The organism is Micromonospora sp. NPDC005173, assembly GCF_040608515.1.
Taxonomy (GTDB): Bacteria; Actinomycetota; Actinomycetes; order Mycobacteriales; family Micromonosporaceae; genus Micromonospora.
On sequence record NZ_JBEXIK010000011.1, the window covers coordinates 57,958 to 84,214 of the forward strand.

Genomic DNA, 26,257 nt, shown 5'->3' on the forward strand with positions numbered 1-26,257 from the left:
CATCCTAAATTCTGGGAGGTAAGTTTCGGCTTGTGGGACACAGTATGAGCGGTGTCGGCGTTCTCGACAAGGCGGTGGTCATCCTGGCCGCCTGCGTCGACGGCGCCAGCCTGGCCGAACTCGTTGAACGTACGAAGCTGCCCCGGGCCACCGCACACCGGCTGGCACAGGCACTGGAGATCCACCGGATGCTGGTCCGGGACACCCAGGGTCGCTGGCGGCCCGGCCCCCGGTTGGGTGAGCTGGCCAACGCCGCGCCGGACGTCCTGCTGACCGCCGCCGAGCCGTTGCTGGCCGCGCTGCGCGACGCCACCGGCGAGAGCGCACAGCTGTACCTGCGCCGCGCCGACGAGCGGATCTGCGTGGCGGCGGCGGAGCGCGCCAGCGGCCTGCGGGACACCGTTCCGGTCGGCTCGGTGCTGCCGATGACCGCCGGTTCGGCGGCTCAGATCCTGCTCGCCTGGGAGCCGCCGGAGGCGGTGATGCCGCTGCTGCCGCGCAGCAAGTTCACCGGCCGCACCCTTGCCGAGGTACGCCGCCGCGGCTGGGCGCAGAGCGTCGCCGAGCGTGAGGCCGGTGTGGCGAGCGTCTCCGCCCCGATCCGCGACCGCACCGGCCGGGTGATCGCCTCGGTCAGCATCTCCGGCCCGATCGAGCGCCTCGGCCGCCGCCCCGGCGAACGTCACGCCATGGCGGTAGTGCGAGCCGGCCAACGCCTCTCCGGCCTCTGACCGACGCGTTGATCATGAAGTTGGCGTCACCGGCACCGGCGTGTCGCACCGCAAACTTCATGATCAACGCGGGTAGGTGGGGGTGGGACGGGAAAGGCTCGTCTCGCTGCGCGAGACGAGCCTTTGGTATGTAGCCCCGACCGGATTCGAACCGGCGCTACCGCCTTGAGAGGGCGGCGTCCTGGGCCACTAGACGACGGGGCCAGAACTTTCCTGCTTCACCGCCCTCGCGGGCGGTGCGGCTGTAGTCTAGCGGCACCGCACCCGGGGGTGAGCCCGGGGTGCGGGGCGGCCGGCGCACTCCGCTGGACACGAAACAGCCCGCCTCACCAGGTGAGACGGGCTGTGCACAGATGTAGCCCCGACCGGATTCGAACCGGCGCTACCGCCTTGAGAGGGCGGCGTCCTGGGCCACTAGACGACGGGGCCAGAACTAATTCTGCTCCTCAGCCCTCTCGGGCGGAGGAGCTGCACTCTACCAGAGACCACTCTCCGCCCCCGAAGGGGCGGAGTCGAACTCCGTCAGAATCCAGCGATCCGGGATTCTCGCGAATCCCAGCTGCGCTGGGGTACCAGGACTCGAACCTAGACTAACTGAACCAGAATCAGTCGGGCTGCCAATTACCCCATACCCCATTGGCCCCTTGCGGCGCCGGGAGTGAACATTACCCTCCCCGTGCCGGCAGGCCAAATCCGATCCCCCCGAACCACGCGTGAGCTGTGGAAACAGGGGCATCGCGCGGATCAGGCGACGGGGACCACGGTGTTGCTGAGTTCGCCGATGCCCTCGATCCGCACGGTGACGGTATCCCCCTCGACGAGCGGGCTAACCCCCGCCGGGGTGCCGGTGAGCACCACGTCGCCGGGCAGCAGAGTCATCACATGCGAGATGTACGACACCAGGCCCGGCACGTCGAAGACCATGTCCTTCGTCCGGCCGAGCTGGCGTACCTCCATCTCCTCCGGGTTGCGGCCCACCTCACACCGGATCTCCAGGTCGGAGACGTCCAGGCCGGTGGTGATCCACGGACCGATCGGGCAGAACGAGTCGAAGCCCTTGGCCCGGGTCCACTGCCCGTCCGAGCGCTGGAGGTCCCGGGCGGTGACGTCGTTGGCGCAGGTGTAGCCGAAGATCGCGCGCTCGGCGGCGGCCCGGTCGGCCCGGCGCGCCCCCGGCGCGCCGATCACCACCGCCAGTTCCGCCTCGTGTTCGACCTGCTTGGAGAAGATCGGCAGCCGGATGGCGTCCCGGGGACCGATCACCGAGGTGGACGGCTTGAGGAAGAGCAACGGCTCCTTGGGCACCTCGCTGCCGTGCTCGGCGGCGTGCTCGGCGTAGTTGCGACCCACGCAGACCACCTTGCTGGGCAGGATCGGCGAGAGCAGCCGGACGTCGGAGAGGGCCCAGCGGGCCCCACTGAAGGACAGTTGGCCGAACGGATGACCCTCGATCTCGGCGATGGTCAGGCCCTGCAGCCCAGCCTCCGCCTCGCCCTCGACGACCCCGAACGACATTCCCTTGGCATGAGCGAAACGAGCGATACGCACCTGGCCAATCTAGCCCCGTCGACGGGCCTGCCGGCCAGGACCGGCTGCCGGGTGTGCTCAACCCGTCAGGGCGGGGCACCTTACCCGAGGCCGCAACGGTCGGGGCGGACTTCCCGACTTCGTACCCGCACGGAGGGAGCCCGCCCCTAGCGTCGGCTCCGGAGGTTCGTTCGTATGCCTGCATCGACACGACACCACAGAGCCCTCGCAGTGTTCGTGCACTGCCTCGGCATCCTCGCCGCCGTGCCGGCCCTGCCGGCGGCGGCTCCGGAGGCGGCGGCCACGCCACGACCACCGGCCGTCACGCCACAACCACCGACAGCCACGCCACGACCGACGGCGGCGGCCACGCCCAGTTCGGTGGCGGCCACGCTGCCACCGGTCACCAGCACGCCGCCACCGGTGGCGGTGGCCGCGCGGGCGCCCACGGCGACCGCGGAACCAACACCACCCTCAGCCCCACCGGCGGTGGCGCCACCCGCCCGGGTACCGGCGTCGACGCCGCCGCCACCGGTCACGGTGGCGGTCGCCCCGGAGAGCAGCCCGGCACCGCGGTACCGGATCCACGTGCGCAACGTGGGCAACTCGCCGGTCGACACCACCGTGCGCCAGGAGCTGCCACCCGGCTCCTCGGCCACCTCGATCAGCGCCGGCGGCCGGTCCACCCGGGCCGGCGGGTCCGCCGCAGAGGTGACCTGGCGGTTGAGGCTGCCCGCGCACAGCACCACCACGCTGGGCACCGCGCTCACCGCGACCGCGCCCGGCCAGCCGCTGACCGCGCCGGCCTGCGCGTTCACCAGCGACGGCAGCCGGCCGTACGACTGCGGCACGGCCACCTGGCAGGCGGCAGCGCCACCCCCGGCCAAGGTCACCGAGACACCGCCCTGGCAGCGGATCCCGGTGCTGCTGGCGGGAGCGGCCATCCTGCTGCTGCTCAGCGCCGGTCTGGTCTGGGTGTGGCGACGGCGGCGCGGGCGTCGGGTGACGGCCGCCGCCCTGGCCACCGACGGCGGGCCAGACGCTGGACGGGGAACGATCTACCCGCGCCCGGCCGCACCCAGCCCGGCGAAGCGCCGGCGTACCCCGCCGGTCTGGTTGCTGGTGGGCGTGGCCGTGGCGGTGCTGGCCGGGGTGATCGGCGCGGCGGGGTGGACGGCGACCCAGCGGGTCGCGGCGATCGACACCGAGAAACAGCCGACCAGCGGCGCGTGGATGGGCACCGGGGTCTCCGGGCCGGTTGGTGTGCCGCTACGCGAGTCGGCGTTCGAGTTCACCGTGTACGGGATGTCCTGCGGCTCGGCCGGGGCCGCCCGGCCGGCTGACGGGGGCGGTGCGGCTCCGGCCGCCGGTCGACGCTGCCAGGCCACCGTGGGCGTGCGCAACGTCACGGGCGACCACCAGCCCTGGCACGGTCAGCTGCAACGGGCCTACCTGCCCGGGGGACGCTGGGTGAGCACCGACGAGTCGGCCACCAGGGCGGCCAACCTGGGTCGGGACGTCTTCGCCGACCCGATGGCCGCGGGCAGCCGGGTGGTGCTCCCGCTGGTCTTCACCGTCGACGGTCGGGACCCGCCCCGGCAGTTGGAGCTGCGCAGCGGGGTGTTCTCCGCCGGCGTGCGGGTGGACATGCCCTGATCGGCGGACGGGCGGCGGTCGTACCCTGGGGTCCGTGACCGCCGCCCTCGCCCCCGCCGTGCTCGACGTGGCGGCCTGGCAGGCCCGCCGCCGGGCCCACGAGGAGCGGGTGGACGTCTGGCTGACCCCGCACCTGGCCCGCCGACGCCGGGGTGAGCGGCACCCGGTGAACGACTTCCTGTTCACCTACTACTCGCACCGGCTGGTATGCAAGCGGTACGAAGCGGACAACAAGGGCCCGAACCGGTGACCAGCCTCCCAGCCACAACCTGGCTTCCCCTGTTGGAAGCTCACGAGAAGCGCGCCGACTCCCTCACCGCAGGCCACCGTGCTCGCAAGGCAACGAGGGAACGCCATGCGATCGATGACTTCTTGTACGACTACTACGGCACCAGGCCCTCTGTGCTGCGGCGGTGGCACCCCGGCGTAGGCATCTCCTTGGAGCCCGGACCGAACGGCTCTGCTCCACATCAGCAGTGGCGTTGGTACGCCACGAACGCGAACGGAGTCGTGAGCCTCGACGTCGCAGCGCTCAGGGTCGACCGGGCAGAGTCGGTACGCTTCATCCATCGGCTGCTCTCCGCGATCGCATCGCGGCCAGCCTTCACTGGCTGCTTCGGCCTGCATGAGTGGGCGATGGTGTACCGCCAACGTGAGCATCGGCATCCCCTCCCCCTGCGACTTGGGCAAGAGGGCACTGACGCGGTAGTCGAGTCCCACCAGATCCGCTGCACACACTTCGACGCGTTCCGGTTCTTCACCCCGGACGCAGTCAGCCTCAACCGGCTCCAACCCACCAGGGAGAGCCAGGTAGAGCTTGACCAGCCAGGCTGCTTGCACGCCTCGATGGACTGCCACAAGTGGGCGACCAAGCTGGGGCCTGCGGTTCCAGGGGACCTGGCGCTCGACTGCTTCGAGTTGGCGAGGGACATCCGGCTACTCGACATGCAGGCATCCCCGTACGACTTCTCCTCGTACGGGGAACCGGCAGTAGCCATCGAGACTCCTGAGGGCAAGGCCGAGTACGTCGCGCGGCAGCGCGAGTTCTCGCAGCGTGCCGGCCATCTGCGTTCCCGACTGATCGATGTCTGCGCGGCCTTGCTCGACCCAGCGGAGCCAGCGGCACGGGTGGGAGTATGACCCCCTGAAGGGCCTCACCCGCACCGCCATGTGTTAGCAGCTGTCATCTTGCCCCGGTTTCCGGGTCGATCAGACGGGGCGTCCCCCTTGAACTGGGCCGACACCACCGGATCGGCTGCCGTAACCGACCCTGGCATCAACAGACGCCCGCCTCGGCGTGGCCGCAGCCGTTAAGGCGCTTGTCAAGTGGGCGACCACACGGTCCAGCACGGCGCGGAACTGCTCGACGTCGTCCAACTCAACATGTTCGCTCACCACCGCATCCGAGCCTGCCGCAACGTAGTCGACATCGACCCATCCACCGGCGTAGAGCACGAACACCGGAGTCCGAAGATGGGCCCCTTCGGGGCCCTCTCCCCGGTTCGGTTCCTCCCCTGTGTCAGATGCTTGCCACCTTCGCGGGGTCGCCCGCCCTGAACAACACATCGACATGCCGCTCATCGGTGCGGCGGACGCCACGCCCCTTCTGGCGGAGACGACAGCTCACGACAACCGCGAGGATCAGGGACCGCCTGCGGTCTACATCCAACCCATCCCAGTGACGGCGTACCTGCTCGTCCGTCATCCCGGTGATGCCCTTGACCGCGCTGTCACTCCCCAGTTGGGATAGCTGATCCTCCAACTCATCCACCCGACTGCGCATGGTCTGGGATGCAGTCAGGAACTGCGATCGCGTAACGAGCCCGGCAGCGTAGTCGGTGGCCAGATCATCGAGCCGTGACCGCAGGCTCCCCAGTTCGTCTCTCATCTGCTGAACAGGCAGGTCATCCTCGCTCTGCTCGAACGCTTCCGCGAACTGGGGAGCGGTCAGGAACCGGATCACACGCTCGCTGACCATGGTGTCAGCCTCGTCCTGACGGTGGGATACGCAGTGCTTGAGCTTGCACTCGTACACGGCGTAGCTACCCTGCTCGCCCTTCCGTCCACGCCGTGCCGTGCGGATGGGGCCACCGCACTTGGCGCAGGTAGCGACACCCGTCAGCAGGCTGCGACGGGGACCGCCACCACCAGTCTTGCGGGCAGGGGAGTTGAGCACACGGACAGCGGAACGGTAGATCTCCTCGGGCACCAAGGCATCCCAGTTCCCAGGGCCGACCTCACCCCCTGCGTACGTACGGATAGCGCAGTTCCTGGCAGACATGAGGAGCTGACGAACAGTCGCGCCCATCCAACTCCTCCCCCTGGTGGTGAGCATGCCCTGGCGGTTCCACTCGTCAGCGATCGACAACAGGGAGCGCCCCGCCAGCAGATCCTGGTACGCACGCTGAACGGCGTCGGCTTCGCCAGCACGAGGCGATCCGTCACGCTCGTATCCGAAGGGTCGAGCCGACCACCAGGGCCGGCCCTGGGAAGCGCGCTGCGTGGCTGCGAGGCGCTGACGAGCAGCCTTCTGCTGGCCCTCGAACTGAGAGAACGCGGTGACCACGTTGGCCATCAGGATGCCTGTCGGGTTGCTCAGGTCCAGCATCCCTGCGGTCACGGCGTGGACGGGTACGCCGTAGCTGATCACCCGGTCCAGCTCACGGGTGAGGCGGACGAGCCGGTCGAGATGCCAGACGATGATGGCATCAGGCTTCGGGCTCAGGGTGAGCAGCTTCTCGAACGCCGGCCGGACACGGCCGGTCGTGGCGCTGATGCTGTTGTCGATCAGCTCCCGCGTCACGGTCCAGCCCTGACGAGCTGCCAACTCCCGGCAAGCTTCGAGCTGCCGATCAACGCCCAGCTCGTTACCCAGCTTGTCCAGGCTGAGCCGTGCGTAGATGACGACGTCCATCCCTGCGTTCCCTCCCTCGAAGTTGCCTGGGATGATGATACGCATGGTCTGTACAAGTGGGCGTACAAGCTCTCCCCGTTGGTCAGCTCGGAGCTGGTGGCCGACGCCTTCGCGCTGGCCCGGGAGATCCGCACGCTGGACATGCGGGCCAGCCCGTACGACCTGGCGGCGCTTGGTTGCCCCCCGGTACGGGTGGAGACGCCGGAGGGCCGGGCGGAGTACGCCGCCGCGCAGCGCGGGTTCACCGACCGGGCCGCCGTGCTGCGCGACCGGCTGCTCGCGGCCGTTCCCGCCTGACCGGGGTCGGCCAGGTCAGCTCGCCGGGCGGGTACGCAGACCGTCGATGAGCAGCGCGACGACCGCCGCCAGGTCGTCGTCGAGGCCCGGCTCGCTCCACTCGGCGCGGTGGGCGGGATGGTGGAACCGGGCGGTGGCCTGCAACAGCGCCCGGCCGGCCACCGCCGGGTCGGGCACGCTGAACTCGCCGGCCGCCACCCCGTCTGCGACGATCAGGCTGAGCTGACCGGCGAGGACCTCCAAATGGTTGGCGACCACGCCCTCGGAGAGGGTGGCGAGCTGGTGGAAGTTGGTGAACAGCTCGGGGTCCTCCCGGGCAATCCGGCGCTTGGTGCCGCTCAGCTCGGCCAGCCAGCGGCGCAGCCGTTGCGGGGCCGGGCCGGGCCCGGTGGCAACCTCGATCAGCGGGGTGGAGACCCGGGCCAACCAGCGGTCGGCGACCGCCTCGCGCAGCGCGGCCTTGCTGGCGAAGTGCCGGTAGACGCTGCCGTGGCTCACGCCCAGCGCGCGGGCGACGTCCAGCACGGTGGCCTTGGCCGGCCCGTACCGGCGCAGCACCTCCTCGGCGGTGTCGAGGATGCGGTCGGCCGTCAGGGCGGTGGCGTCGCTCATCACCCCAGCCTCCCTGACCGCGCGGACGGCCGTGGCGCGGCCCCCGGCCGGCGGTCGCGCCACGGCCGGGCGGTCATGCCCGCTCGCTGTCCAGGAACGCCATCTGCGCCTCGTCGTAGCGCGTGCCGGCTGCTGCGCCGGCCGGGACGGCGGCCTCGATCGCGGCCAGGTCCGCGTCGGTCAGGGTGACCGCCGCAGCGCCCAGGGCCTCGGTGAGCCGGTCCCGGCTGCGGGCACCGATCAGGGGCACGATGCTCTCGCCCCGGGCGAGCACCCAGGCGATGGCGATCTGCGCCACGGTGACCCCCCGGGCCTCGGCGATGGCGCGCAGGGCGTCCACCAGGGCCAGGTTGCGGTCGAGGTTGGCGCCGGAGAACCGGGGCAGGTGGCTCCGGAAGTCGGTGCCGGCGGTCTCCCGCCGTGCCGTCCAGTGGCCGCTGATCAGGCCGCGGGACAGCACCCCGTAGGCGGTGATCCCGACGCCCAGCTCGTGGGCCGTCGGCAGGATCTCGGACTCCGGGTTGCGGGAGATCAGCGAGTACTCGATCTGGAGGTCGGTGATCGGGTGCACGGCGTGCGCCCGGCGCAGCGTCTCCGCGCTCACCTCGGACAGACCGATGTGCCGGATGTGGCCGGCCTTGACCAGCTCGGCCAGGGTGCCCACCACGTCCTCCACCGGCACGTCCGGGGAGAGCCGGGCCGGGCGGTAGATGTCGACGTGGTCGGTGCCGAGACGGCGCAGGGTGTACGCCAGGAAGTTCTTGATCGCGGCGGGTCGGACGTCGATGCCGTTCCAGCCGCCGTCGGCGTCGCGCAGGGCGCCGAACTTGACGCTGATCACGGCGTTGTCGCGGTTGCGGCCGCGCAGCGCGTCGCGCAGCAGCAGCTCGTTGTGACCCATGCCGTAGAAGTCGCCGGTGTCCAGGAGGGTGATGCCGGCGTCCAGTGCGGCGTGGATGGTGGCGATGCTCTCGGCCTCGTCGGCGGCGCCGTAGAGGTCCGACATGCCCATCAGGCCGAGCCCGAGGGCGGAGACGGTCGGGCCGGTGGTGCCGAGGTTGCGGGTGTCCATGGGGTGTTCCTCTCACCTGGGTTGCCCGGCCAGCGTACATCCTTTGACTGACAGATTCCAGATTCTGTCACCCGATAGCCAAAGAGGCTCCCGCTCGGACTGGAGATGAGTTGTTGGTCGTTACTCGCCGTCGGTCCGGCGGTCGCGCTTGCGCTGGGACTGACGCTTCTTCTCGGCCAGCCGGCGCTCCTTGGCGCCCCGGGACGGACGGGTCGGCCGGCGCGGCGGTGGCGGGGGCGACGCGGCCTCCCGCAACAACGCGAGCATCCGCTCGCGGGCGGCCTCCCGATTGGCCAGCTGCGCCCGGTGCTCACTGGCGGCGATCGTCAGCACCCCGTCCACCAGGCGGTTGGCCAGCCGGGCCAGCGCCCGCGACCGGACCGACTCGGGCACGGCCGGAGAGTTGGCCAGGTCGTAGCTCAACTCCACCCGGGAGTCGGCGGTGTTCACGCCCTGCCCACCCGGCCCGGACGAACGGGAGAAGCGCTCCCGCAGCTCCCCGGCAGGGACGACCCACCGGTCGGTCACCCGCAGTCCGTCGTCCACGCCCCGAGGCTAACCCCCACCGGTGTTCCCGGGGTCAGCGGTGCGGCGGTTCACTCTGCGTCGCTGACGGGCTGGGCGCCGGGCCTGCGGTCTCCTCGTCCGAGCCGACCGCGGCGTACGCCACCGCGCCGAAGAGCAGCAGCCCGATCACCGCGGCCTTCACGGCGACCCCGCGGATCAGCAGCCAGGCGCCACGGCGGGCACCCGGCACCGATTTCTTGACGGTCTGGTAATCGCTCCACCCACGCCGCGCGCGGGTGTACGCCGACCCCACTGCACATCCGATGACCAGGCCCACCAGCAGGAGGACCGTGAGAAGAGGACGCTCCACCTCCGCCAGTATCCATACCGAGCGTAATATTTCCATGGCCCGATGCTCTCCGGCCGGATATCCGACACTGCCCGTGATCCCAGCGGCCACCTCCGGGCAGTCCGTGCAGCTCAGCCGCCCTTGCCGATGATCGTGTCGGCGGTCTGCTGCACCTGCTCGATCGGGATGGCGAAACCGATGCCGATTGATCCATTGCCGTCGATGGTGGCGATCGCGGTGTTCACCCCGACCACCTCACCGCGGGCGTTGACCAGCGGCCCGCCCGAGTTACCGGGATTGATGGAGGCGTCGGTCTGCACCGCGCTGTGCCGGTTGTTGCCCAACCGCACCTGACGGTCCAACGCACTGACGATGCCCGCGGTGACCGTCCCGGACAGACCGAGCGGCGAGCCCACCGCGAGCACCGGCTCACCGACCCGGGTCGCCCCCGGCTTGGCCAGCGGCAACGGGGCGAGCCCGGCCGACGGTGGCACCTTCAGCACCGCCAGGTCGCTGCGCGGTTCCCGGCCGACCACCTCGGCGGCGAACCGGCGGCCGTCGGGCAGCTCCACCGTCACCGGTCCGCCACCGCCCTTGGCCAGGATGTGGTCGTTGGTGATCAGGTGCTGCTCGTCGTCCACAGCGAAGCCGGAGCCGGTCGCGGAGCCGCCGTTCGCGCCAGCGAGCACCGACACCACTCCGGGCACGGTTCGCTGGGCGGCGGTGACCAACTCCGCCGGCACCGGGGCGGCGGACGCCGCGGCCTCGCCCGGGACGCCGTCCCGGCTGGCCACCACGCCACCGGCCACGGCCCCGGAGACGGCGGAGAGCGCCACCACCGCCAGCGCGGCGAGCAGGCGGCCCGGCCGCCGCCCGCCAGGCTCCCGGCCGGAACCGGGCGCGTCCCACCACCCGCGCCCGTCCGGGTCGAGCTCCGGCGAGATGAACCAGGGACCGCGCGGTTCGCCCAGTCCGGTCTGCACTGCCATGCGTACTCCTTCCGGTCGAAGTCCGTTGCGCGGCGAGGTCAGGGCAGCCGGGAGAACCAGCGCATCGAGCCGGCGGCGGCGCCCATCGCGAAGACCAGGCCGAGGCCGATGAACCGGGCCGAGACGTCCTGCCGCTCGGTGCGGTAGCCGACCGAGCTGCCGATGTCGTCGTAGACGGCGCGCAGCTCTTCGGTGGTGCTGGCCTCGTGGAACATGCCGCCGGTCTCGTCGGCGACCGCCTTGAGGGTCTGCCCGTCGACCGGCACCTGGATCGGCCGCCCGCCCCGGTCCACGAACCCGGACGGGGTGCCGAAGGAGATGGCGTGCACCGGCACCTCCGCCGCCACCGCGTCCGCCGCCGCCTCCATCGGATCCATCCCGGAGGTGTTCGCCCCGTCGGAGAGCAGGATGATCCGGGCCGGCGGCGGCTCCTTCGCGGCCTGGCTGTCCAAGCCCTTGACCGCACCGAGCGAGGTGTTGATGGCCTCGCCGATGGCGGTGCCCTGTACCCCGGTCACCCCCTCGGCGAGCCGGCCGATCCCGTCCTCCAGGGCGTCCCGGTCGGTGCCGGGTGGCACCAGCACGGCCGCGCTGCCGGCGAACGCGACCAGACCCACGTTGAACTCGTCGGGCAGACCCTCGACGAAGCGCCGGGCCGCCTGCTTGGCCGCGGCCAGCCGGTCCGGCTCCACGTCGGTGGCGAGCATGGAGGTGGACACGTCGACGGCCACCATCACCGTCGCCCGTTCCCGGGGCACCTGGACCTCGGCGGTGGGCCGGGCGAAGCCGACCACCAGCAGCGCCAGCATGGCCAGGAACAGCCCGGCCGGTACGTGCCGGCGCCAGGCCGGCCGCTCCGGCGCCACCCGGTCCAGCAGTCGCAGGTTGGTGAAGCGGACCGCGTACCGGCTGCGTCTGCGCTGCATCACCAGGTACGCGACGACCAGGGCGAGCACGCCGAGCAGCAGCCAGAGTCGCAGCGGCGACTGCCAGATCACGCGGCACCTCCCCGGGCGACACCGGCCGGCGCGGCGGCCAGCCGGCGCTGGGCGTGCACGTGCCGGACGATGTCCGCACTCCAGTCCCGGTCGGTGCGCAGCGCCAGGTGGGTGGCCGCACTGCGGCGCAGCGCCTGGTGGACCTGGTCACGCTGGGCGGCTGCGGCCTCGGCGTACCGCTCCCGCAGCCGACGGTCCGATGTGCACACCTCCCGGCGACGGCCGGTCTCCGGGTCGACCAGGGTGATCAGGCCGACGTCCGGCAGCTCCAGCTCACGCGGGTCGGTCACCTCGATCGCCAGCACCTGGTGCCGGGCGGCCAGCCGGCGCAGGGTCCGTTCCCAGGGCGGCGGCTCACCGGGGTCGTCGGGCAGGCCGTCGAGGAAGTCGGAGACCACCACGACCAGACCGCGTCGGTTGGCGACCCGGTGCAGCGCGGCGAGCCCGTCGGTCAGCTCCGGCGGCCCGACCGGCACCGACACCCCCACCGACGGCATCCGCCCGGGCCGGTCGCCGGGCCCGGTGGCGCGCGGGGCGGCCAGTAGCGCGCGGAGCAGACCGAGCAGATGGGTACGCCCAGTGCGGGCCGGAAAGCGGCGTACCCCGTCGGCGCGCAGCACCTGAGCACCGAGCCGGTTGCCGACACCGGCGGTCAGGAAGCCGATCGCAGCGACCGCGGCGACCGCCAACTCCCGTTTGTCCAGGTCGGCGGTGCCGAACTCCATGCTGGCGCTGGCGTCGACCAACAGCCAGGTGGTCAGTTCACGGTCGGCGTCGACCTGCCGGACGTGCGGCACGGCGGTTCGGGCCGTCACCGCCCAGTCCATCCGGCGGACCTCGTCCTCGCCCGGCCGGTACTCCCGACTGCCGGCGGGTTCGCTGCCCGGCCCGGGCAGCAGGCCGCGGTACTGGCCGTGCAGCAGGCCGTTCAGCCGGCGGGTGACGGTCAGCTCCAGGCGGCGCAGCCGCTGGTCCGGAGCCAGTTCGGCCAGACCGGGGTCCGCCGGCACAGCGACCGGCGTGGTGCTCGCGCGCCTCATGCCGCGGCCAGATCCTGGGTCTGCTGCGGATGCCCGGTGGCCAGCCGGGGCGGTGGCACCGCCTCCACCAGCCGGCGGACCACGGTCTCGGCCGACACGCCGTCGGCCACGGCGTCGAAGGAGAGCACCAGCCGGTGGGCGAGGACGTCCACGGCCAGTTCACGGACGTCCTCGGGCATCACGTACTCCCGCCCACGCAGCAGTGCCTGTGCCCGGGAGGCCGCGACGAGGCCGAGGGTGGCGCGTGGACTGGCCCCGTACGCGAGCAGCGGCGCGAGCTCCTGCAACCCGAACCGGCCCGGATCACGGGTGGCGAGGATGAGCCGGACCACGTACTCGGCCAACGCGTGGTGGACGAAGACCCGCTCCGCCCGGGCCTGGAGGTCCAGCAGCCGTTGCGCGTCGAGCACCCGGCGCGGGCTCGGCCGGTCGGTGCTCATCCGGTAGAGGATGGCCAGTTCGTCGGCGTCGCTCGGGTAGTCCACCACCACCTTCATCAGGAACCGGTCCCGCTGCGCCTCCGGGAGCTGGTAGACCCCCTCGGATTCGATCGGGTTCTGGGTGGCCAGCACCAGGAACGGCGCCGGGACCGGCCAGCTGCGCCCGCCGATGGAGACCTGCCGCTCGGCCATCGCCTCCAGCAGCGCCGACTGGACCTTGGCCGGGGCTCGGTTGATCTCGTCGGCCAGCACCAGGTTGGCCATGATCGGGCCGAGCTCGATGTCGAAGGTCTCCTTGGAGGCCCGGTAGATCCGGGTGCCGACGATGTCCGAGGGAACCAGGTCCGGAGTGAACTGGATCCGGGAGAAGGTGCCGCCGACCACGGTGGCGAGGGTCTGCGCGGCCAGCGTCTTGGCCACGCCGGGGACCCCCTCCAGGAGGCAGTGGCCATTGGCGACCAGGGCGGTGAGCAGGCGCTCGACGAGCCGATCCTGCCCCACGATCACGCGTTTGACCTCGAAGAGGGTCTGTTCCAGCTCGACGCCGGTCGGCTCGGGATCGACCGAGCTGGGCATGCTGGCCAGGGTGTCCGAGATGTCCGTCACGGTGCTTGCTTCCCGGGCGGCAGCCCGGCAAACGTCGGATTATCGGCGCCGAAGCCTCCGAGGTGGGCGGGGTCGGGATGAACTGCCCGGTCGGGGGACAACATCCCGGGATGGCATGAGCCACGCGACCTGCCGCAGACCGGACGCCGTCCGCCCCGACCGGTGGCGGTCGCTGTTGATCGACTCGGTGTCGGCGATGTCGCGGTGTCCCGGTGCGGGGATGCCCCGATGTCGGTGATCTGGAGTTGACCATCGCCATGAACCGGCGGCTGCAGGACGAACCGGGTGCCGGCCCCGCGTGGGGCCGGCACCCGTGCCGTCAGGCGGTGTGGATGACCAGGTGGAAGCCCAGGTCGACCGGGGTACCGGCCGAGTTGCGGGTCTGGATGAAGACCGCGTTCGGTGTGCTCAGCCGCGGTGCGACCGAGATCTCGCCGCCCGCAGGGACGCAGCAGGCGTCACCGCGGCCGAGGGTGGCCACGAAGACACCAGCGGTGACGGTGTAACCGACCTGGACCTCGTACTGGCCGGGGCCGTACTTGATCACGGTGCCGACGCCGCGCACCTTGGTGCCGTTGGCGTTGACGACGACGATGCTGGTGGTCGCGATGAGCGTCGAGTTGGCCTTCAGCGCGGCGCGGGCCTTGCGGGTGGATTCCGCCGTCACCGGCGGCTGGGCGTTCGTGCCGCGCGCAGCCGGCTGGACGGCCTCCTGCGGCGCCTTCGCCGACGGCTGTGCGACGGCGATGCCCCCACCGGCCAGGCTGAGCGCCAGAACGGCGAACGTAATCGCTGCCGCCTTGCGTCGGAAAGATGTTTTCATGACAGGTCCCCCTTGTGTGACCGTGCGGATTCGGCCGACCCGCGGGGCGGGACGGATGACTGCCTATAAATAAGTGGACGACGACAATGGGACCGGAAAAAGGTCTCTCACGCGCACCTGGTGAGGTTGATTTCTCAACGATCGAGATCCGGCCTGAGCTGGGCTTACTACTCAGAGTTGCGTCGTTTAGGCCAGGTGGAACGTAGCATCGTAAAAAGCCGAGCGTCAATAGTTGACCTGGCCTTAGGCCGCTGCCGGCCAGCCGTCAGATAATTGTGAAATGTGAGCGGATAACCGTTCACGAAATGGCGCGACGAATTCCGCTAGGCTGACCGCCGTGATCGTCGACGCTCCCCCCGGTCCGACCCGACGCCGCGCCGACCGGCTCGGCACGGTGCTCTGCTGGTTGGTGGTCGTCCCAACGACCGCCTGGGCCGCCGCCCGGCTGGCCGGCCTGGACCGGGGGCCGCTGGTGCAGGCGCTCGCCTTCACCCCGTACGTCGCGGGCTGGAGTGTGCTGGCCCTGGCCCTCACCCTCGCGCTGCGGCGCTGGTGGCCGGCGGCGATCGCGGCGCTGACCGCGGTGGCGCTGCTCGGCGTGGTCGCACCCCGGGCACTGGCCGCCCCGCAGCCGGCGGCGGGTGGGCCGACCGTGCGGGTGCTCACCGCCAACCTGCTCGCCGGCTCCGCCGACCCGCGGACGCTGGTCGAACTGGTCCGGCAGCATCGGGTGGACGTGCTCACCGTGCAGGAGTTCACCCCGGACGCGCAGGCCGCCCTGGACCAACTCGGCCTCGACCAACTGCTGCCCCACCGACAGCTCAACCCGCAGATCGGCACGCCCGGGTCCGGGCTCTACTCGCGGTGGCCGATCACCGACGCCGGCATCCGGCACAACCTCGAAGGGTGGGGCTTCAGTCAGGCGTACGGCACGCTGGTCGTGCCCGGCGCGCCCCCGGTCCGCGTCGAGTCGGCCCACCCCTCGGCGCCGTACGCGCTGGACCAGGTCGACGCCTGGCGTACCGACCTGGCCGCGCAGCCACCGGCCACCCCGGACGGTGGCCTGCGGATCCTCGCCGGGGACTTCAACGCCACCCTCGACCACAGCCCGCTGCGAGCCCTGCTGCGCACCGGCTACGTCGACGCCGCGGACGCCTCCGGGGAGGGGCTGACCGGCACCTGGGGCCCGTACGACGGCGACCTCATCCCGCCGGTCACCATCGACCACGTGCTGGTGGATCGCCGTATCGCGGTCCGCTCCGTCACGGTGCTCACCCTCCCCGCCACCGACCACCGACCCGTGCTGGCCACCCTCACCCTCCCCACCCCCTGACCGCCCACCCGCGACCCGGGGGGGCCGGCGTGGGTCAGACGGTGGTGGGGGCCAGGCCGTAGGTGAGGGCGTCCACGAGGGCGTGCCAGCTGGCCTCGACCACGTTGTGGTGCACGCCCACGGTGGTCCAGTCCCGGCCGTTGCCGTCGGCGGTCTCCAGCAGCACCCGGGTGACCGCGCCGGTGCCGTGACTGCCCTCCAGGATGCGCACCTTGTAGTCGGCCAGCTCGAAGTCGCGCAGTTGCGGGTAGTGCCGCGTCAGCCCCACTCGCAACGCCTCGTCCAGGGCGTTGACCGGGCCGTTGCCCTCGGCGGTCGCGATCACCCGCTCGCCGCGTACCCGGATCTTGACGGTCGCCTCGGAGACGACCGCGCCGTCCTCGCGGTGCTCGACCAGCACCCGGTACGACTCCAGGGTGAACGGCCGGGCCGGCCGGCCCTCCGGCAGCTCGGAGCGGACCAGCAGCTCGAAGGAGGCGTCCGCGGCCTCGAAGGACCAGCCGCCCGCCTCCAACTCCTTGACCCGGTTGGTGACCCGGGTCAGGGCCTCCGGACGGCCGGCCAGATCCAGGCCCAGCTCACGGCTCTTGAGCTCGACGCTGGCCCGGCCGGCCATCTCGGTCACCAGGATCCGCATGTCGTTGCCCACCACCGACGGGTCCACGTGGTTGTAGAGCAACGGGTCGACCTTGATCGCGCTCGCGTGCAGCCCCGCCTTGTGAGCGAAAGCAGCGGCCCCGGCGTACGCCTGGTGGGTGTCGGGGGCGATGTTGGCGATCTCGGCGATGGCGTGCGAGACCCGCACCATCTGTTCCAGGCAGCCCTCCGGTAGGACCGGCATGCCCAGCTTGAGTTGGAGGTTGGCGACCACCGCGAAGAGGTCGGCGTTACCGGGGCGTTCGCCGTACCCGTTGGCGGTGCCCTGGACGTGGCGGACGCCCGCCTCCACGGCGGCGATCGTGTTGGCGACCGCGCAGGCGGTGTCGTTCTGCGCGTGCATGCCGAGCAGCCCGGCGTCGACCCCGAGCCGTTGGGTCAGGTCGACGATCGCGGCGGTCACCTGGGAAGGCAGCATGCCTCCGTTGGTGTCGCAGAGCACCATCCGCTCGGCGCCGGCGGCCAGCGCGGTCTGCACCACGGCCGCTCCGTACGCCGGGTCGTGGCGGTAGCCGTCGAAGAAGTGTTCGCCGTCGACGAAGACCCGGCGGCCCTCGCGCACGAGGTGGGTGACCGTGTCGTGGATCATCGCCAGGTTCTCCGCGCCGGTGGTGCGCAACGCGCGCTCGACGTGCCGGATGTCGGCCTTGGCGACCAGCGCCACCGCCGGGGTCTGCGCGTCCAGCAGGCCGCGTACCTGGGGGTCGTCGGTGACCGCGACGCCGGCCTTGCGGGTGGCGCCGAACGCGACCAGCACGGCGTGCCGCAGGTTGAGTTCGCTGCGCGCCCGCCGGAAGAACTCGGTGTCCTTGGGCACCGCGCCCGGCCAGCCGCCCTCGATGAAGCCGACGCCGAACTCGTCGAGCAACCGGGCCACCGCCAGCTTGTCGACCACCGAGTAGGTGAGCCCTTCGCGCTGGGCGCCGTCGCGCAACGTCGTGTCGAAGACCTGGAACGTCATCAGGATCCTTTCTGGGAGCAACAAAAAGACCTCCCGCGGGTGCGGGAGGTCTGCGCGCTCGGCGGAGGGGAGGGCCGGCGCGCTAGGTCGCAATAATCAGGGCGGTGCTGGTCACGATCACTACTGTGCCACCCCGCTCCTGTATTTGGGAGGAATAATCCACATGGCGGGACGGCGAGACAGAGTCGGTACGCCCCGAGGGGTCGACGCCGCACCTGCGGTGTCGACCCCTCACCGTTTCCGGACCCCGGCGGCCGGGTAGCTCCTGCGGGGAGGCACCCACCGACGCCGAGACGATCGGCGACAGTCAGGAGTGAACGGCATGGACAGGATCGATCCGCACGCCACCCACGCCGGGCCGGACCCGCTGCGCGGCGGCGACCAGGGCGCTGTGCCCGGCGGCGCGCCGGCCGGCACCTTCGACCCCTGGCGCTACCGGGATCAGGCCGGGGTGGCCGACGCCGACCTGGTCGGCTACAAGGTCGAGGCCATCGACGGCGGGATCGGCAAGATCGACAGCGCCAGCCACGAGGTGGACGGCAGCTACCTGGTGGTGGACACCGGCCCGTGGATCTTCGGCAAGAAGGTGATGCTGCCGGCCGGCACGGTCAACCAGGTCGACCACGACCAGCGCACCGTCTCCGTCGACCGGACCCGCGACCAGATCAAGGCCGCCCCGGAGTACGACGAGACCAGCCACAGCGACCCGAGCTACCGGGATCGGCTGGGCGGCTACTACGACGAGACGTACGGCGCACTCCCGCCCGGCACCGCACGGTAGCTGAACGGACCCGACGGCCGGTGGGGCACTGCCCCACCGGCCGTTACCGTGTCAGCGTGGACGCCATCGACGACAACCGACACATCTCGCTGCCCGCGACCTTCAACTTCCGCGACGTCGGTGGCTACGCCGGCCACGACGACCGGACCGTGCGCCGGGGCCGGCTCTATCGCTCCGACTCGCTGCACCGCCTCGACGAGCAGGACCGGGACGCGTTTGCCGCGATCGGCATCCGCACCGTCATCGACCTCCGTCGCCCGCAGGAGGTGGACCGGGACGGCCGGGTGCCGGCGTACCCGGGGCTGACCTACCGGCACATCCACCCGGAGCACGCGGACTGGGCCGGGCAGCCGCACGAGGAGGGTGCCAGCCTGGCCCGCTACCTCGCGGACCGGTACGCCGACCTGGCGCAGACCGGCACCGCCGGCCTGGCCGAGGCGGTGGGGCTGATCGCGGACTCCGCCAATGCCCCGGTGGTGGTGCACTGCGTGGCGGGCAAGGACCGCACCGGCATCGTCTGCGCTCTGACCCTTGCCGTGCTGGGCGTCGACGACGCCGACATCGTCTCGGACTACGCGCTGAGCGCGGAGGCGTCGGCCCGGTACAGCGCCTGGCTGGCCGCCACCACCAGCGGCAGGGTGGACGTGCCGGCACCGTTCCTGGCCTCGCCCGCCGAGGCGATGGAGATCTTCCTGGCCGAGCTGCGCGCGGGGCACGGCTCGGTCGAGGGGTACCTGCGCCACGCCGGGGTCACCGAGGTGCAGCTCGCCGCCCTCCGCGACCACCTGCTCGACTAGCCCGCCGGTCGTCGGGGGCGATACCGCACGGTCATGGTGATGCCCGTGCGGTATCGCCCTCCGAACCGACCGTGTCGACCCGGCCGCGCCCACCCGTCCAGCCGGACCCGTGGGCGCGTGCGGGCGTCAGAGGACCCGGTGCACCCAGCCCTGCGGGTCGGCAGCCTTGCCCCGCTGGATGTCGACCAGCTGCTGGCGCAGCGCCATGGTGACCCGGCCGGGCTCACCGCCGCCGATCAGGAACTCGCCGTCCGGGAAGCGGACCCCGCCGATCGGGGTGATCACCGCGGCGGTGCCGCAGGCGAAGACCTCGCGGAGCCGGCCGCTGGCCGCGTCGGCCTGCCAGTCGGCGAACGTGACCGGCCGCTCCTCGACCCGGTGCCCGGCCGCGCCGGCCAGCGTGATGATCGCGTCCCGGGTGATACCCGGCAGGATCGTGCCGGTCAGCGGCGGGGTGACCACGGTGTCGTCGTCGTAGACGAAGAAGACGTTCATGCCGCCCAGCTCGTCGACGAACCGGCGCTCCACCGCGTCCAGGAAGACGACCTGGTCGCAGCCAGCCTCGATGGCCTCCGCCTGGGCCGCCAGTGACGCGGCGTAGTTGCCGCCGCACTTGGCCGCGCCGGTGCCGCCGGGCGCGGCCCGGGTGTAGTCCGGCGAGACCCAGACGGTGACCGGCTTGACCCCGCCGGTGAAGTACGCGCCGACCGGCGAGGCGATCACCAGGTAGAGGTACTCGTTGGCCGGGCGGACGCCGAGGAAGACCTCGCTGGCATACATGAACGGCCGCAGGTAGAGGCTGCCGTCCTCGCCGGTCGGGATCCAGTCCCGGTCGACCTCGATGAGCTTGTGCAGCGAGTCGACGAAGACCTCGGGTGGTAGCACCGGCATCGCCATCCGCTGCGCCGAGGTGGCGAACCGGGCGGCGTTGGCGTCCGGCCGGAACATCGTCACGCCACCGTCGGCGGTCCGGTACGCCTTCAACCCCTCGAAGATCTCCTGCGCGTAGTGCAGCACCGCGCTGGCCGGGTCCATCGGGATCGGCGCGCGCGCCTCCACCCGGGCGTCGTACCAGCCCTTGCCGTCGGCGTACCGGACGGTGACCATGTGGTCGGTGAAGACTCGGCCGAACCCGGGATTGACCAGCAGGGCGGCCCGGTCGGCGGCGGATACCGGCGCGGGATTCGGACGGATCTCGAAGTCGAGCTTGTCACCACCGCTCATCGCGCTGACCTCCCTGCAGGACAACGGCATGCGGGACCGCACACCGACATGGCTGTGCCAGAAACTTACCCCGAACGGTCGTTCAGCGGGTAGCGCCGCTCGGGGGCATAGGGAACCCCGGATGGCCCCTCGTCGGACCGACCGGCGGGTGGCCGGTCGGCCCCGGGGCGAGTCAGGCTACGGCGTGCGCGGCGAGCCGGTCGCCGACCTCGGCGGTACGCAGCGTCACGCCCGGGGTCCGGCCGGCAAGCTCGGCGGCAACCGCCGCGTTGACCCGGGTAGCGGCCTCGGCGTGCCCGAGCTGCTCCAGCAGCAGCGCGGCGGAGAGCACCGCGGCGACCGGGTCGGCGATGCCCTGCCCGGCGATGTCCGGCGCCGAGCCGTGCACCGGCTCGAACATGGAGGGGTACGCCCCCTCGGGGTTGATGCAGCCGCTGGCGGCCAACCCGATCCCGCCGGTGACCGCCGCGGCGATGTCGGTGAGGATGTCGCCGAACAGGTTGTCGGTGACCACCACGTCATAGCGCTGCGGCTGGGTGACCAGGAACATCGCGGCCGCGTCGACGTGCTGGTACTCGGTGGCGATGTCCGGGTGCTCGGCGGCGACCGCGTCGAAGGTACGCGCCCACAGCGACCCGGCGTGGGTGAGCACGTTGGTCTTGTGCACCAGGGTGACCTTGCGCCGCTCCCGGCGACCGGCCCGGGTGAACGCGTCGCGGATCACCCGCTCCACGCCGTGCCGGGTGTTCAGGCTCTCCTCGGTGGCGACCTCGGCGGGGGTGTCCCGGTGCAGGGAACCGCCGGCCCCGGCGTAGAGACCCTCGGTGCCCTCGCGCACCACCACCAGGTCGACCTCGCCCGGCTTCACGTTGCCCAGCGGGCCGGCGACCCCGGGCCAGAGCCGCGACGGGCGCAGGTTGACGTACTGGTCGAAAGCGAACCGGAGCTTGAGCAGCAGGCCCCGCTCCAGCACTCCCGACGGAACGGTCGGGTCACCGACCGCGCCGAGCAGAATCGCGTCGTGCCCGGCCAGCTCGGCCAGGACCGAGTCGGGCAGCACCTCTCCGGTACGGTGCCAGCGGGCCGCTCCGAGGTCGTACTCGGTGGCCTGCACGCCGGGTAGCACGGCGTCGAGGACCTTGCGGGCCTGCGCGACCACCTCGGGCCCGATGCCGTCCCCGGCCACCACCGCGATCCGCGCCACGCCCGCACTCCTCTGTTCGACTGCCCCGTACCGGGCAACGGTACGTCGCCGTCCCGCCTCCCGGTACGGATCGTCCACACTCTGGGACACACCGATACACAGCACCCTCACAGGTGGGATCCATGAGCCAATCATCTCCGCTGCCTAACGTAGGGGTCAGCGGGTCAGGGGGGCCCGCGACACGGGGTCGCCGATGACGCGACGCCACACTGTGAGGGGCAGGTGCCATGCGCATCGACGAGCAGCCGCGGACCCGCTGGCCCGATCCGTCGGCCTTCCGGAACCGCCGGCCGGACCTGCGGCTGGGCCGCCGCCGCCAGCGGATCGATCCGGCCAGCGCCACCGAGGGCCGGATCGCTGTCCAGCACACCGTGCAGACCCCGACCGCCGAGTACACCCTGCTGCTCAACGCACCCGAGTGGCTCGGCCGCCGGGGCGTCGGCGAGGCACTGCGGGACAGCGTCGCGGAGTTGCGCGCCATCGACCTCACCTATGGCCCGAACCGGCCCGAGAGTCTGGTTTCCATGCTGCGCCGGGGCGAGATCAGTCCCGATTCGTACCCCCCACTGGCCGACCTGGTGGACCGCTGCACGGCGATGCGGGCCGCCACCGACGGGTGGTTCGACGCCTGGGCGGTGCCCGGCGGCTTCGACCCGGGCGGTCTGCTCGGCGGCTGGGCGGTGGAGCGCGCCGCCGCCCGGTTGCGCGCCGCGGGCATCCACGACTACGCCGTACTCACCGGTGCCGACCTGGTGGTCCGTGGCCACGCGCCACACGGCGGCCCGTGGCGGGTGGCGGTGCATCACCCGACCGCACCCGAACGCGCGCCGCTGGTGCTGGAGATGACCGCCGGAGCGGTCGGCACCTCCGGGGTGACCGGGCGCCAGGGACATGTGGTGGATCCGCACACCGGTGAGCCGGCCAGTCAGCTCGTCGCCGCCACCGTCGTCGGCCCCGACCTGACGGTCGCCGACGCCTACGCCACCGCGCTCTACGCCGCCGGCCCCACCGGCCTGTCCTGGTTCCGCGCTGGCTCCGACTACCGCGCGCTCTTCGCCCACCGGCGCTGAGCGGAACGTTGCCGCACCGGCCCGCCTCCCTGTGGCGCTGCGTCCGATTCGCACGTCGGCCGCCACTCGGGCCCGCGATCGGCCCCCACAGTCTCGGCAACGACCGTGGGGGCCGGTCAGCGACGAGTGCGCGTGGCTCGCACAATCGAGGGGTGCGGACCGGTCGGGCCGGACGTCGACCGCGCCACCCGAAGACGGGTCGGCGCCGCGAACTCGGCCAGTGACCGCAGTCGGTACGCTAGCGAATCGACGCAACTCGACGCAAGAGTCTCCACAGCGGACCGTCGTGACCGGAGTATGGCGGATCGGCGATTGGCCTGCGGCGAGGCAGTTTCGACATGGTGAACGACGGATGGCACGCTGTCCGCCGTGAGTTTCGATCTGAGCGTGTGGGCCCTGGAGGACGGGGCGACGCCCGAGGACGTGCGGGCCGCGGTCGAGGGGTGCCGGCAAGGGCGGCACGTCGACCGATACCCGGACCCGCGAGTGGTCAGCTTCTATCGGGCGATCACCGCCTCCTACCCGGACCGGCACCCCGGCCCGGACAGCCCGTGGGCCGTGACGCCGCTGCACGCCGCCCACGACCACGTCGAGCTGAACCTGCACCCGACCTGTGCGGACCAGGTGCTGCTGGACATCGAGCGGCTGGCCGGCGAGCACGGGCTGATGCTCTTCGACCCGCAGGACGGCTCGGTCTACCCGCCCCCGGCCCGGCTGCCCGGCTGACCGGGCGGCAGGACACCCCACCACGGGTATGACGAGGGGCCCGGCGAATCGCCGGGCCCCCCGTGGTGCTGCCGTCGACTACTCGTCGCGCAGATCCGCGGCGCTGGCCGCCGTCGCGCCGATCGAGTCGGCCGCCGAGGTGAGCAGGTCGGCGCCGAGCGCCTGGTCGACGGTGAGCGTCATCAGCGTCTCGCCGCCCGCCTCGCGCCGGGCCACCTGCATGGCGGCGATGTTGATGCCCGACTCGCCGAGCAGGGTGCCGACGGTGCCGACGACACCGGGCCGGTCGGCGTAGCGCAGGAAGAGCAGGATGCCCTCCGCGCCGATCTCCACGTCGAAGCCGTCCACCTCGGTGAGCTTGAGGACGTCGCGAGCACCGGCGTGGGTGACCGTGCCGGAGACGCTGACCGTCCGGCCGTCCGGCAGCGCGCCGCGCACCGTGACCAGGGTGGGCTGCTCAGCCGTCTCGGCCAGGCTGGCCAGGGTGACCTCGACGCCGCGCTCGGCGGCCAGGTGCGGGGCGTTGACGTAGGTGACCTGCTCCTCGACCACCGAGCTGAACAGGCCCTTGGTGGCGGCGAGCTTGAGCACCGACACGTCGTGGCTGACGATCTCGCCGCGAACCTCGACCGTGACGCTGGCGGCGACACCGCCGGCGACCGCGGTGAAGGCCCGGCCGAGCTTCTCGGCCAGCGGGAGCAGCGGCCGGACGTCCTCGGCGACCACGCCGCCGGCCTGCACGTTGACCGCGTCCGGGACGAACTCGCCCTGCAACGCCAGCTTCACGCTCCTGGCCACCGCCAGGCCGGCCTTGTCCTGCGCCTCGTGCGTGGAGGCGCCCAGGTGCGGGGTGGCCACCACGTTGTCGAAGGCGAACAGCGGCGAGGAGGTGCAGGGCTCCTTGCTGTACACGTCGACGCCGGCACCGGCGACCCGGCCCTCGGCGATGGCGTTCGCGAGCGCCTGCTCGTCGACCAGACCACCGCGGGCGGCGTTGACGATGCGGACGCCGGGCTTGACGATCGCCAGCTCCTTCTCACCGATCAGGCCCACCGTCTCCGGGGTCTTCGGCAGGTGGATGGAGATGAAGTCGCTCTCCCGCAGCAGCTCCTCAAGCCCGACCAGGCGTACGCCGAGCTGCGCCGCCCGCGCCGGCTGGATGTACGGGTCGTACGCGATCAGCCGGGTGCCGAACGCGGCGATGCGCTGCGCGAACAGCACACCGATGCGGCCGAGCCCGACCACGCCGACGGTCTTGCCCTGCACCTCGACGCCGGTGTACTTCGACCGCTTCCACTCCCCCGCCTTGAGCGCGGAACTGGCGCTCGCGGTGTTGCGGGCCACGGCGAGCAGCAGCGCGACGGCCTGCTCGGCGGCGGACACGATGTTCGAGGTGGGCGCGTTCACGACCATGACGCCGCGCGCGGTGGCGGCGGGCACCTCGACGTTGTCCAGCCCGATACCCGCCCGGGCGACCACCTTGAGTCGCGGCGCGGCGGCGATCGCCTCGGCGTCGATCTGGGTCGCGCTGCGCACGATGACGGCGTCGGCCTCGGAGAGCGCCGAGAGCAGGGCCGGACGGTCGGTGCCGTCGACGTGACGGACGTCGAAGTCGTAGGCGAGCACCTCGATGGCGGCGGGGGCGAGTTCTTCGGCGATCAGTACGACAGGATTCATCGGTCCTCGTAGAGGTCGTGTTTGCGATCGGCCCGGGCGGTAAGGCGCCGCACTGCGCCCTGCGCTGATCCGTGCCGTGGCCGTCAGGTGCCGGCTGCGCACCTACCCGCGATCGTAGGTGCCTCGCTGGTCGGCATGTTCCGGTCCGCGGGGTGAGGGCCCTCACACGCCGGGTCGGGCGACGGACATCGGGCGTTCACCTGACCGACATGGTTGCCCTGGCCAGCTACAACCGGAGGCACCAGCCCTCGGGGAGGAGCCGCCCGTGCCGCTCGTCATCCGCATCACGCTGCTCCGACAGCTGACCCGCGTCGATCTCGCGCGGTTCGGTCCGATGCTGGCCGAGGCGTTGGTCACCCGGTCCCAGCAGGTGAGCATCCGACGCGGTTTCGTGGTCCGGCGCACCGCCGCCGCGGACGAGGCGGTCGCGCTCTACCGGCGGCTGGTCCAGGGCCGGTCGGGCCGGCACGAGGTGGGGCTCGCGCGAGCGCTCGTCGCGCAGGGTTCGGTCCCCGACGACCGCACCGTGGCGTCCGCGCTCGACCAGGGCTGGGAGGCGATCGGGTACGTCGAGAACGCGACCGACCGAGACGGGCTGGTCGTTCTGGCCGCAGCGCACCTGATGATGGCCAACCTGCTCTCCCCCAGCGCCCCTCAGGACGCGCTGCCCCTTGCTGAGCAGGCCCGGGCGACATGGCTACGCTGCGCGCCGCTCGGCGTCCGAGAGCTGACGGGGCTGGCCCGGTCGCTCACCGTGCTCGGTAGCTGCCAGGCGGCGCTGGACGCGCCGGTCGAGGCGTTGGCCGCCCGGGAGGAGGCGGTCGAGACCTTCCGGCGGCTTTCCGCCTGGGCGCGGCTGCGGTACATGCCCGCCCGATTTGACGCGGTGACCGGGCTGGCCGAGTCCCTCGCCAGCGACGGACGGTGGGCCGAGACGCTGACGCTGACAGCGGACCCCCGCGAGGATCTGACCTTCTGGGCCCGTTGGGAGCCGCTGCGGGCCCGGCCGGCGCTCGGCCGACTGCTGTTCGTGATCGCCACGTGCCGCTTAGAGCTCGGCGAACCGGAAGCGGCCGTGACGACGGCCGAGGAGGCGGTGGGGCACTTCCGTTGGCTGGCCGAGCACGATCCCGTCCGGTACGACCACCGGTTGGTCGCCGCGCTGCGCACGCTGGCCGGCATTCTCAAGGCCTCGGCCGGTACGAGGAGGCAGCCTGGGCAGCCGGTGAGGCCAGGTCGATCGAGCGTGGCTGAGTAGCGCGCGCG

General features: G+C 71.9%; 24 protein-coding genes, 3 tRNA genes and 2 pseudogenes. 11 read left to right on the forward strand and 18 right to left on the reverse strand.

The features are described 5' to 3' along the window. Nucleotides 1-44 precede the first annotated feature (44 nt). Nucleotides 45-731, forward strand: coding sequence for an IclR family transcriptional regulator (locus tag ABZV00_RS15220; protein ID WP_007456408.1), 687 nt, complete (start codon nt 45-47; stop codon nt 729-731). Nucleotides 732-862: 131 nt separating this feature from the next. Here the strand turns inward: ABZV00_RS15220 and ABZV00_RS15225 are convergent. The 4 genes from ABZV00_RS15225 to ABZV00_RS15240 all read right to left on the reverse strand — a co-directional run bounded on the left by ABZV00_RS15225 (nt 863) and on the right by ABZV00_RS15240 (nt 2,279). Next, nucleotides 863-935, reverse strand: a tRNA-Glu gene (locus ABZV00_RS15225). A gap of 152 nt (nt 936-1,087) precedes the next feature. Then, nucleotides 1,088-1,160 (reverse strand) — tRNA-Glu (locus ABZV00_RS15230). 135 nt (nt 1,161-1,295) lie between these two features. After that, a tRNA-Gln gene (locus tag ABZV00_RS15235) sits at nt 1,296-1,367 on the reverse strand. A gap of 108 nt (nt 1,368-1,475) precedes the next feature. After that, entirely contained in the window at nt 1,476-2,279 is an 804-nt protein-coding gene (locus ABZV00_RS15240) for a fumarylacetoacetate hydrolase family protein (RefSeq protein ID WP_328424428.1), read from the reverse strand. Between the two features lie 174 nt (nt 2,280-2,453). Between ABZV00_RS15240 and ABZV00_RS15245 the strand changes: the two genes are divergently transcribed. The 3 genes and pseudogenes from ABZV00_RS15245 (at nt 2,454) to ABZV00_RS15255 (ending at nt 5,054) form a co-directional block, all read left to right on the forward strand. Then, a complete protein-coding gene (locus ABZV00_RS15245; protein WP_355606078.1) occupies nt 2,454-3,914 on the forward strand; it encodes a hypothetical protein in 1,461 nt (486 codons plus the stop codon). Between the two features lie 34 nt (nt 3,915-3,948). After that, nucleotides 3,949-4,116 (forward strand): annotated as a pseudogene (locus ABZV00_RS15250) (3-methyladenine DNA glycosylase); the annotation flags it as partial. A gap of 308 nt (nt 4,117-4,424) precedes the next feature. Continuing rightward, a complete protein-coding gene (locus tag ABZV00_RS15255) occupies nt 4,425-5,054 on the forward strand; it encodes a hypothetical protein (protein WP_355606081.1) in 630 nt (209 codons plus the stop codon). 379 nt (nt 5,055-5,433) lie between these two features. On the opposite strand, the gene ABZV00_RS15260 is transcribed toward ABZV00_RS15255, so the two are convergent. Beyond that, a complete protein-coding gene (locus ABZV00_RS15260; protein WP_355606084.1) occupies nt 5,434-6,828 on the reverse strand; it encodes a recombinase family protein in 1,395 nt (464 codons plus the stop codon). Nucleotides 6,829-6,876: 48 nt separating this feature from the next. Between ABZV00_RS15260 and ABZV00_RS15265 the strand changes: the two are divergent. Next, nucleotides 6,877-7,125: pseudogene (locus tag ABZV00_RS15265) on the forward strand (3-methyladenine DNA glycosylase); the annotation flags it as partial. A gap of 15 nt (nt 7,126-7,140) precedes the next feature. Here the strand turns inward: ABZV00_RS15265 and ABZV00_RS15270 are convergent. The 9 genes from ABZV00_RS15270 to ABZV00_RS15310 form a co-directional block, all read right to left on the reverse strand. After that, a complete protein-coding gene (locus tag ABZV00_RS15270; RefSeq protein WP_328424418.1) occupies nt 7,141-7,737 on the reverse strand; it encodes a TetR family transcriptional regulator in 597 nt (198 codons plus the stop codon). Nucleotides 7,738-7,810: 73 nt separating this feature from the next. Then, nucleotides 7,811-8,809 carry an aldo/keto reductase gene (locus tag ABZV00_RS15275; RefSeq protein WP_355606087.1) on the reverse strand — a complete coding sequence of 333 codons (999 nt, stop codon included), beginning with the start codon at nt 8,807-8,809 and terminating at the stop codon, nt 7,811-7,813. Between the two features lie 120 nt (nt 8,810-8,929). Continuing rightward, nucleotides 8,930-9,355, reverse strand: coding sequence for an alternative ribosome rescue aminoacyl-tRNA hydrolase ArfB (gene arfB / locus ABZV00_RS15280; RefSeq protein WP_328424414.1), 426 nt, complete (start codon nt 9,353-9,355; stop codon nt 8,930-8,932). 34 nt (nt 9,356-9,389) lie between these two features. Further along, nucleotides 9,390-9,686 carry a hypothetical protein gene (locus ABZV00_RS15285; RefSeq protein WP_355606091.1) on the reverse strand — a complete coding sequence of 99 codons (297 nt, stop codon included), beginning with the start codon at nt 9,684-9,686 and terminating at the stop codon, nt 9,390-9,392. A 110-nt stretch (nt 9,687-9,796) separates the two neighbouring features. Then, the gene (locus ABZV00_RS15290) at nt 9,797-10,654 is read right to left on the reverse strand and encodes a trypsin-like peptidase domain-containing protein (RefSeq protein ID WP_355606094.1); all 858 of its coding nucleotides are present in this window, start codon (nt 10,652-10,654) and stop codon (nt 9,797-9,799) included. A 38-nt stretch (nt 10,655-10,692) separates the two neighbouring features. Next, on the reverse strand, nt 10,693-11,652 hold the full coding sequence (locus ABZV00_RS15295; protein WP_355606097.1) for a VWA domain-containing protein: 960 nt from the start codon (nt 11,650-11,652) through the stop codon (nt 10,693-10,695). Then, complete coding sequence (locus ABZV00_RS15300; RefSeq protein WP_355606390.1) at nt 11,649-12,662, reverse strand: DUF58 domain-containing protein; 1,014 nt, start codon at nt 12,660-12,662, stop codon at nt 11,649-11,651. Before ABZV00_RS15300 ends, ABZV00_RS15295 begins: the two co-directional genes overlap by 4 nt. Before the next feature lie 26 nt (nt 12,663-12,688). Beyond that, nucleotides 12,689-13,738, reverse strand: a complete 1,050-nt coding sequence (locus tag ABZV00_RS15305; protein WP_355606100.1) for a MoxR family ATPase — start codon at nt 13,736-13,738, stop codon at nt 12,689-12,691. A gap of 319 nt (nt 13,739-14,057) precedes the next feature. Further along, entirely contained in the window at nt 14,058-14,561 is a 504-nt protein-coding gene (locus tag ABZV00_RS15310; RefSeq protein WP_355606103.1) for a hypothetical protein, read from the reverse strand. Between the two features lie 394 nt (nt 14,562-14,955). On the opposite strand from ABZV00_RS15310, the gene ABZV00_RS15315 reads away from it, so the two are divergent. Continuing rightward, nucleotides 14,956-15,894, forward strand: a complete 939-nt coding sequence (locus ABZV00_RS15315; RefSeq protein ID WP_355606393.1) for an endonuclease/exonuclease/phosphatase family protein — start codon at nt 14,956-14,958, stop codon at nt 15,892-15,894. Nucleotides 15,895-15,928: 34 nt separating this feature from the next. Here the strand turns inward: ABZV00_RS15315 and cimA are convergent, their stop codons facing one another. After that, nucleotides 15,929-17,512, reverse strand: coding sequence for a citramalate synthase (gene cimA / locus ABZV00_RS15320; RefSeq protein WP_355606106.1), 1,584 nt, complete (start codon nt 17,510-17,512; stop codon nt 15,929-15,931). 322 nt (nt 17,513-17,834) lie between these two features. On the opposite strand from cimA, the gene ABZV00_RS15325 reads away from it, so the two are divergent. Then, complete coding sequence (locus ABZV00_RS15325) at nt 17,835-18,293, forward strand: PRC-barrel domain containing protein (protein ID WP_355606109.1); 459 nt, start codon at nt 17,835-17,837, stop codon at nt 18,291-18,293. Nucleotides 18,294-18,349: 56 nt separating this feature from the next. After that, nucleotides 18,350-19,090, forward strand: coding sequence for a tyrosine-protein phosphatase (locus ABZV00_RS15330; RefSeq protein WP_355606112.1), 741 nt, complete (start codon nt 18,350-18,352; stop codon nt 19,088-19,090). Nucleotides 19,091-19,216: 126 nt separating this feature from the next. Here the strand turns inward: ABZV00_RS15330 and ABZV00_RS15335 are convergent, their stop codons facing one another. Next, entirely contained in the window at nt 19,217-20,314 is a 1,098-nt protein-coding gene (locus tag ABZV00_RS15335) for a branched-chain amino acid aminotransferase (RefSeq protein WP_355606115.1), read from the reverse strand. A gap of 172 nt (nt 20,315-20,486) precedes the next feature. Continuing rightward, nucleotides 20,487-21,518: a 3-isopropylmalate dehydrogenase gene (locus ABZV00_RS15340; protein WP_355606117.1), complete on the reverse strand. Its 1,032-nt coding sequence runs from the start codon at nt 21,516-21,518 to the stop codon at nt 20,487-20,489. 227 nt (nt 21,519-21,745) lie between these two features. Between ABZV00_RS15340 and ABZV00_RS15345 the strand changes: the two genes are divergently transcribed. After that, on the forward strand, nt 21,746-22,588 hold the full coding sequence (locus ABZV00_RS15345) for an FAD:protein FMN transferase (RefSeq protein ID WP_355606120.1): 843 nt from the start codon (nt 21,746-21,748) through the stop codon (nt 22,586-22,588). Nucleotides 22,589-22,957: 369 nt separating this feature from the next. Next, on the forward strand, nt 22,958-23,314 hold the full coding sequence (locus ABZV00_RS15350) for a hypothetical protein (RefSeq protein ID WP_355606123.1): 357 nt from the start codon (nt 22,958-22,960) through the stop codon (nt 23,312-23,314). Nucleotides 23,315-23,392: 78 nt separating this feature from the next. Here ABZV00_RS15350 and serA read toward each other — a convergent pair whose 3' ends face one another. Beyond that, nucleotides 23,393-24,991, reverse strand: coding sequence for a phosphoglycerate dehydrogenase (serA, locus tag ABZV00_RS15355; RefSeq protein ID WP_328424388.1), 1,599 nt, complete (start codon nt 24,989-24,991; stop codon nt 23,393-23,395). A 265-nt stretch (nt 24,992-25,256) separates the two neighbouring features. Between serA and ABZV00_RS15360 the strand changes: the two genes are divergently transcribed. Further along, on the forward strand, nt 25,257-26,249 hold the full coding sequence (locus tag ABZV00_RS15360; RefSeq protein ID WP_355606126.1) for a hypothetical protein: 993 nt from the start codon (nt 25,257-25,259) through the stop codon (nt 26,247-26,249). Nucleotides 26,250-26,257: the final 8 nt, after the last annotated feature.

Excerpts from the sequence above, each read along its gene's own strand:
- ABZV00_RS15220 (WP_007456408.1), top strand. The coding sequence starts at position 45 with ATGAGCGGTGTCGGCGTTCTCGACAAGGCGGTGGTCATCCTGGCCGCC.
- ABZV00_RS15245 (WP_355606078.1), top strand. The coding sequence starts at position 2,454 with ATGCCTGCATCGACACGACACCACAGAGCCCTCGCAGTGTTCGTGCAC.
- ABZV00_RS15260 (WP_355606084.1), bottom strand. The coding sequence starts at position 6,828 with ATGGACGTCGTCATCTACGCACGGCTCAGCCTGGACAAGCTGGGTAAC.
- ABZV00_RS15270 (WP_328424418.1), bottom strand. The coding sequence starts at position 7,737 with ATGAGCGACGCCACCGCCCTGACGGCCGACCGCATCCTCGACACCGCC.
- ABZV00_RS15275 (WP_355606087.1), bottom strand. The coding sequence starts at position 8,809 with ATGGACACCCGCAACCTCGGCACCACCGGCCCGACCGTCTCCGCCCTC.
- ABZV00_RS15290 (WP_355606094.1), bottom strand. The coding sequence starts at position 10,654 with ATGGCAGTGCAGACCGGACTGGGCGAACCGCGCGGTCCCTGGTTCATC.
- ABZV00_RS15310 (WP_355606103.1), bottom strand. The coding sequence starts at position 14,561 with ATGAAAACATCTTTCCGACGCAAGGCGGCAGCGATTACGTTCGCCGTT.
- cimA (WP_355606106.1), bottom strand. The coding sequence starts at position 17,512 with ATGACGTTCCAGGTCTTCGACACGACGTTGCGCGACGGCGCCCAGCGC.
- ABZV00_RS15325 (WP_355606109.1), top strand. The coding sequence starts at position 17,835 with ATGGACAGGATCGATCCGCACGCCACCCACGCCGGGCCGGACCCGCTG.
- ABZV00_RS15335 (WP_355606115.1), bottom strand. The coding sequence starts at position 20,314 with ATGAGCGGTGGTGACAAGCTCGACTTCGAGATCCGTCCGAATCCCGCG.
- ABZV00_RS15345 (WP_355606120.1), top strand. The coding sequence starts at position 21,746 with ATGCGCATCGACGAGCAGCCGCGGACCCGCTGGCCCGATCCGTCGGCC.
- serA (WP_328424388.1), bottom strand. The coding sequence starts at position 24,991 with ATGAATCCTGTCGTACTGATCGCCGAAGAACTCGCCCCCGCCGCCATC.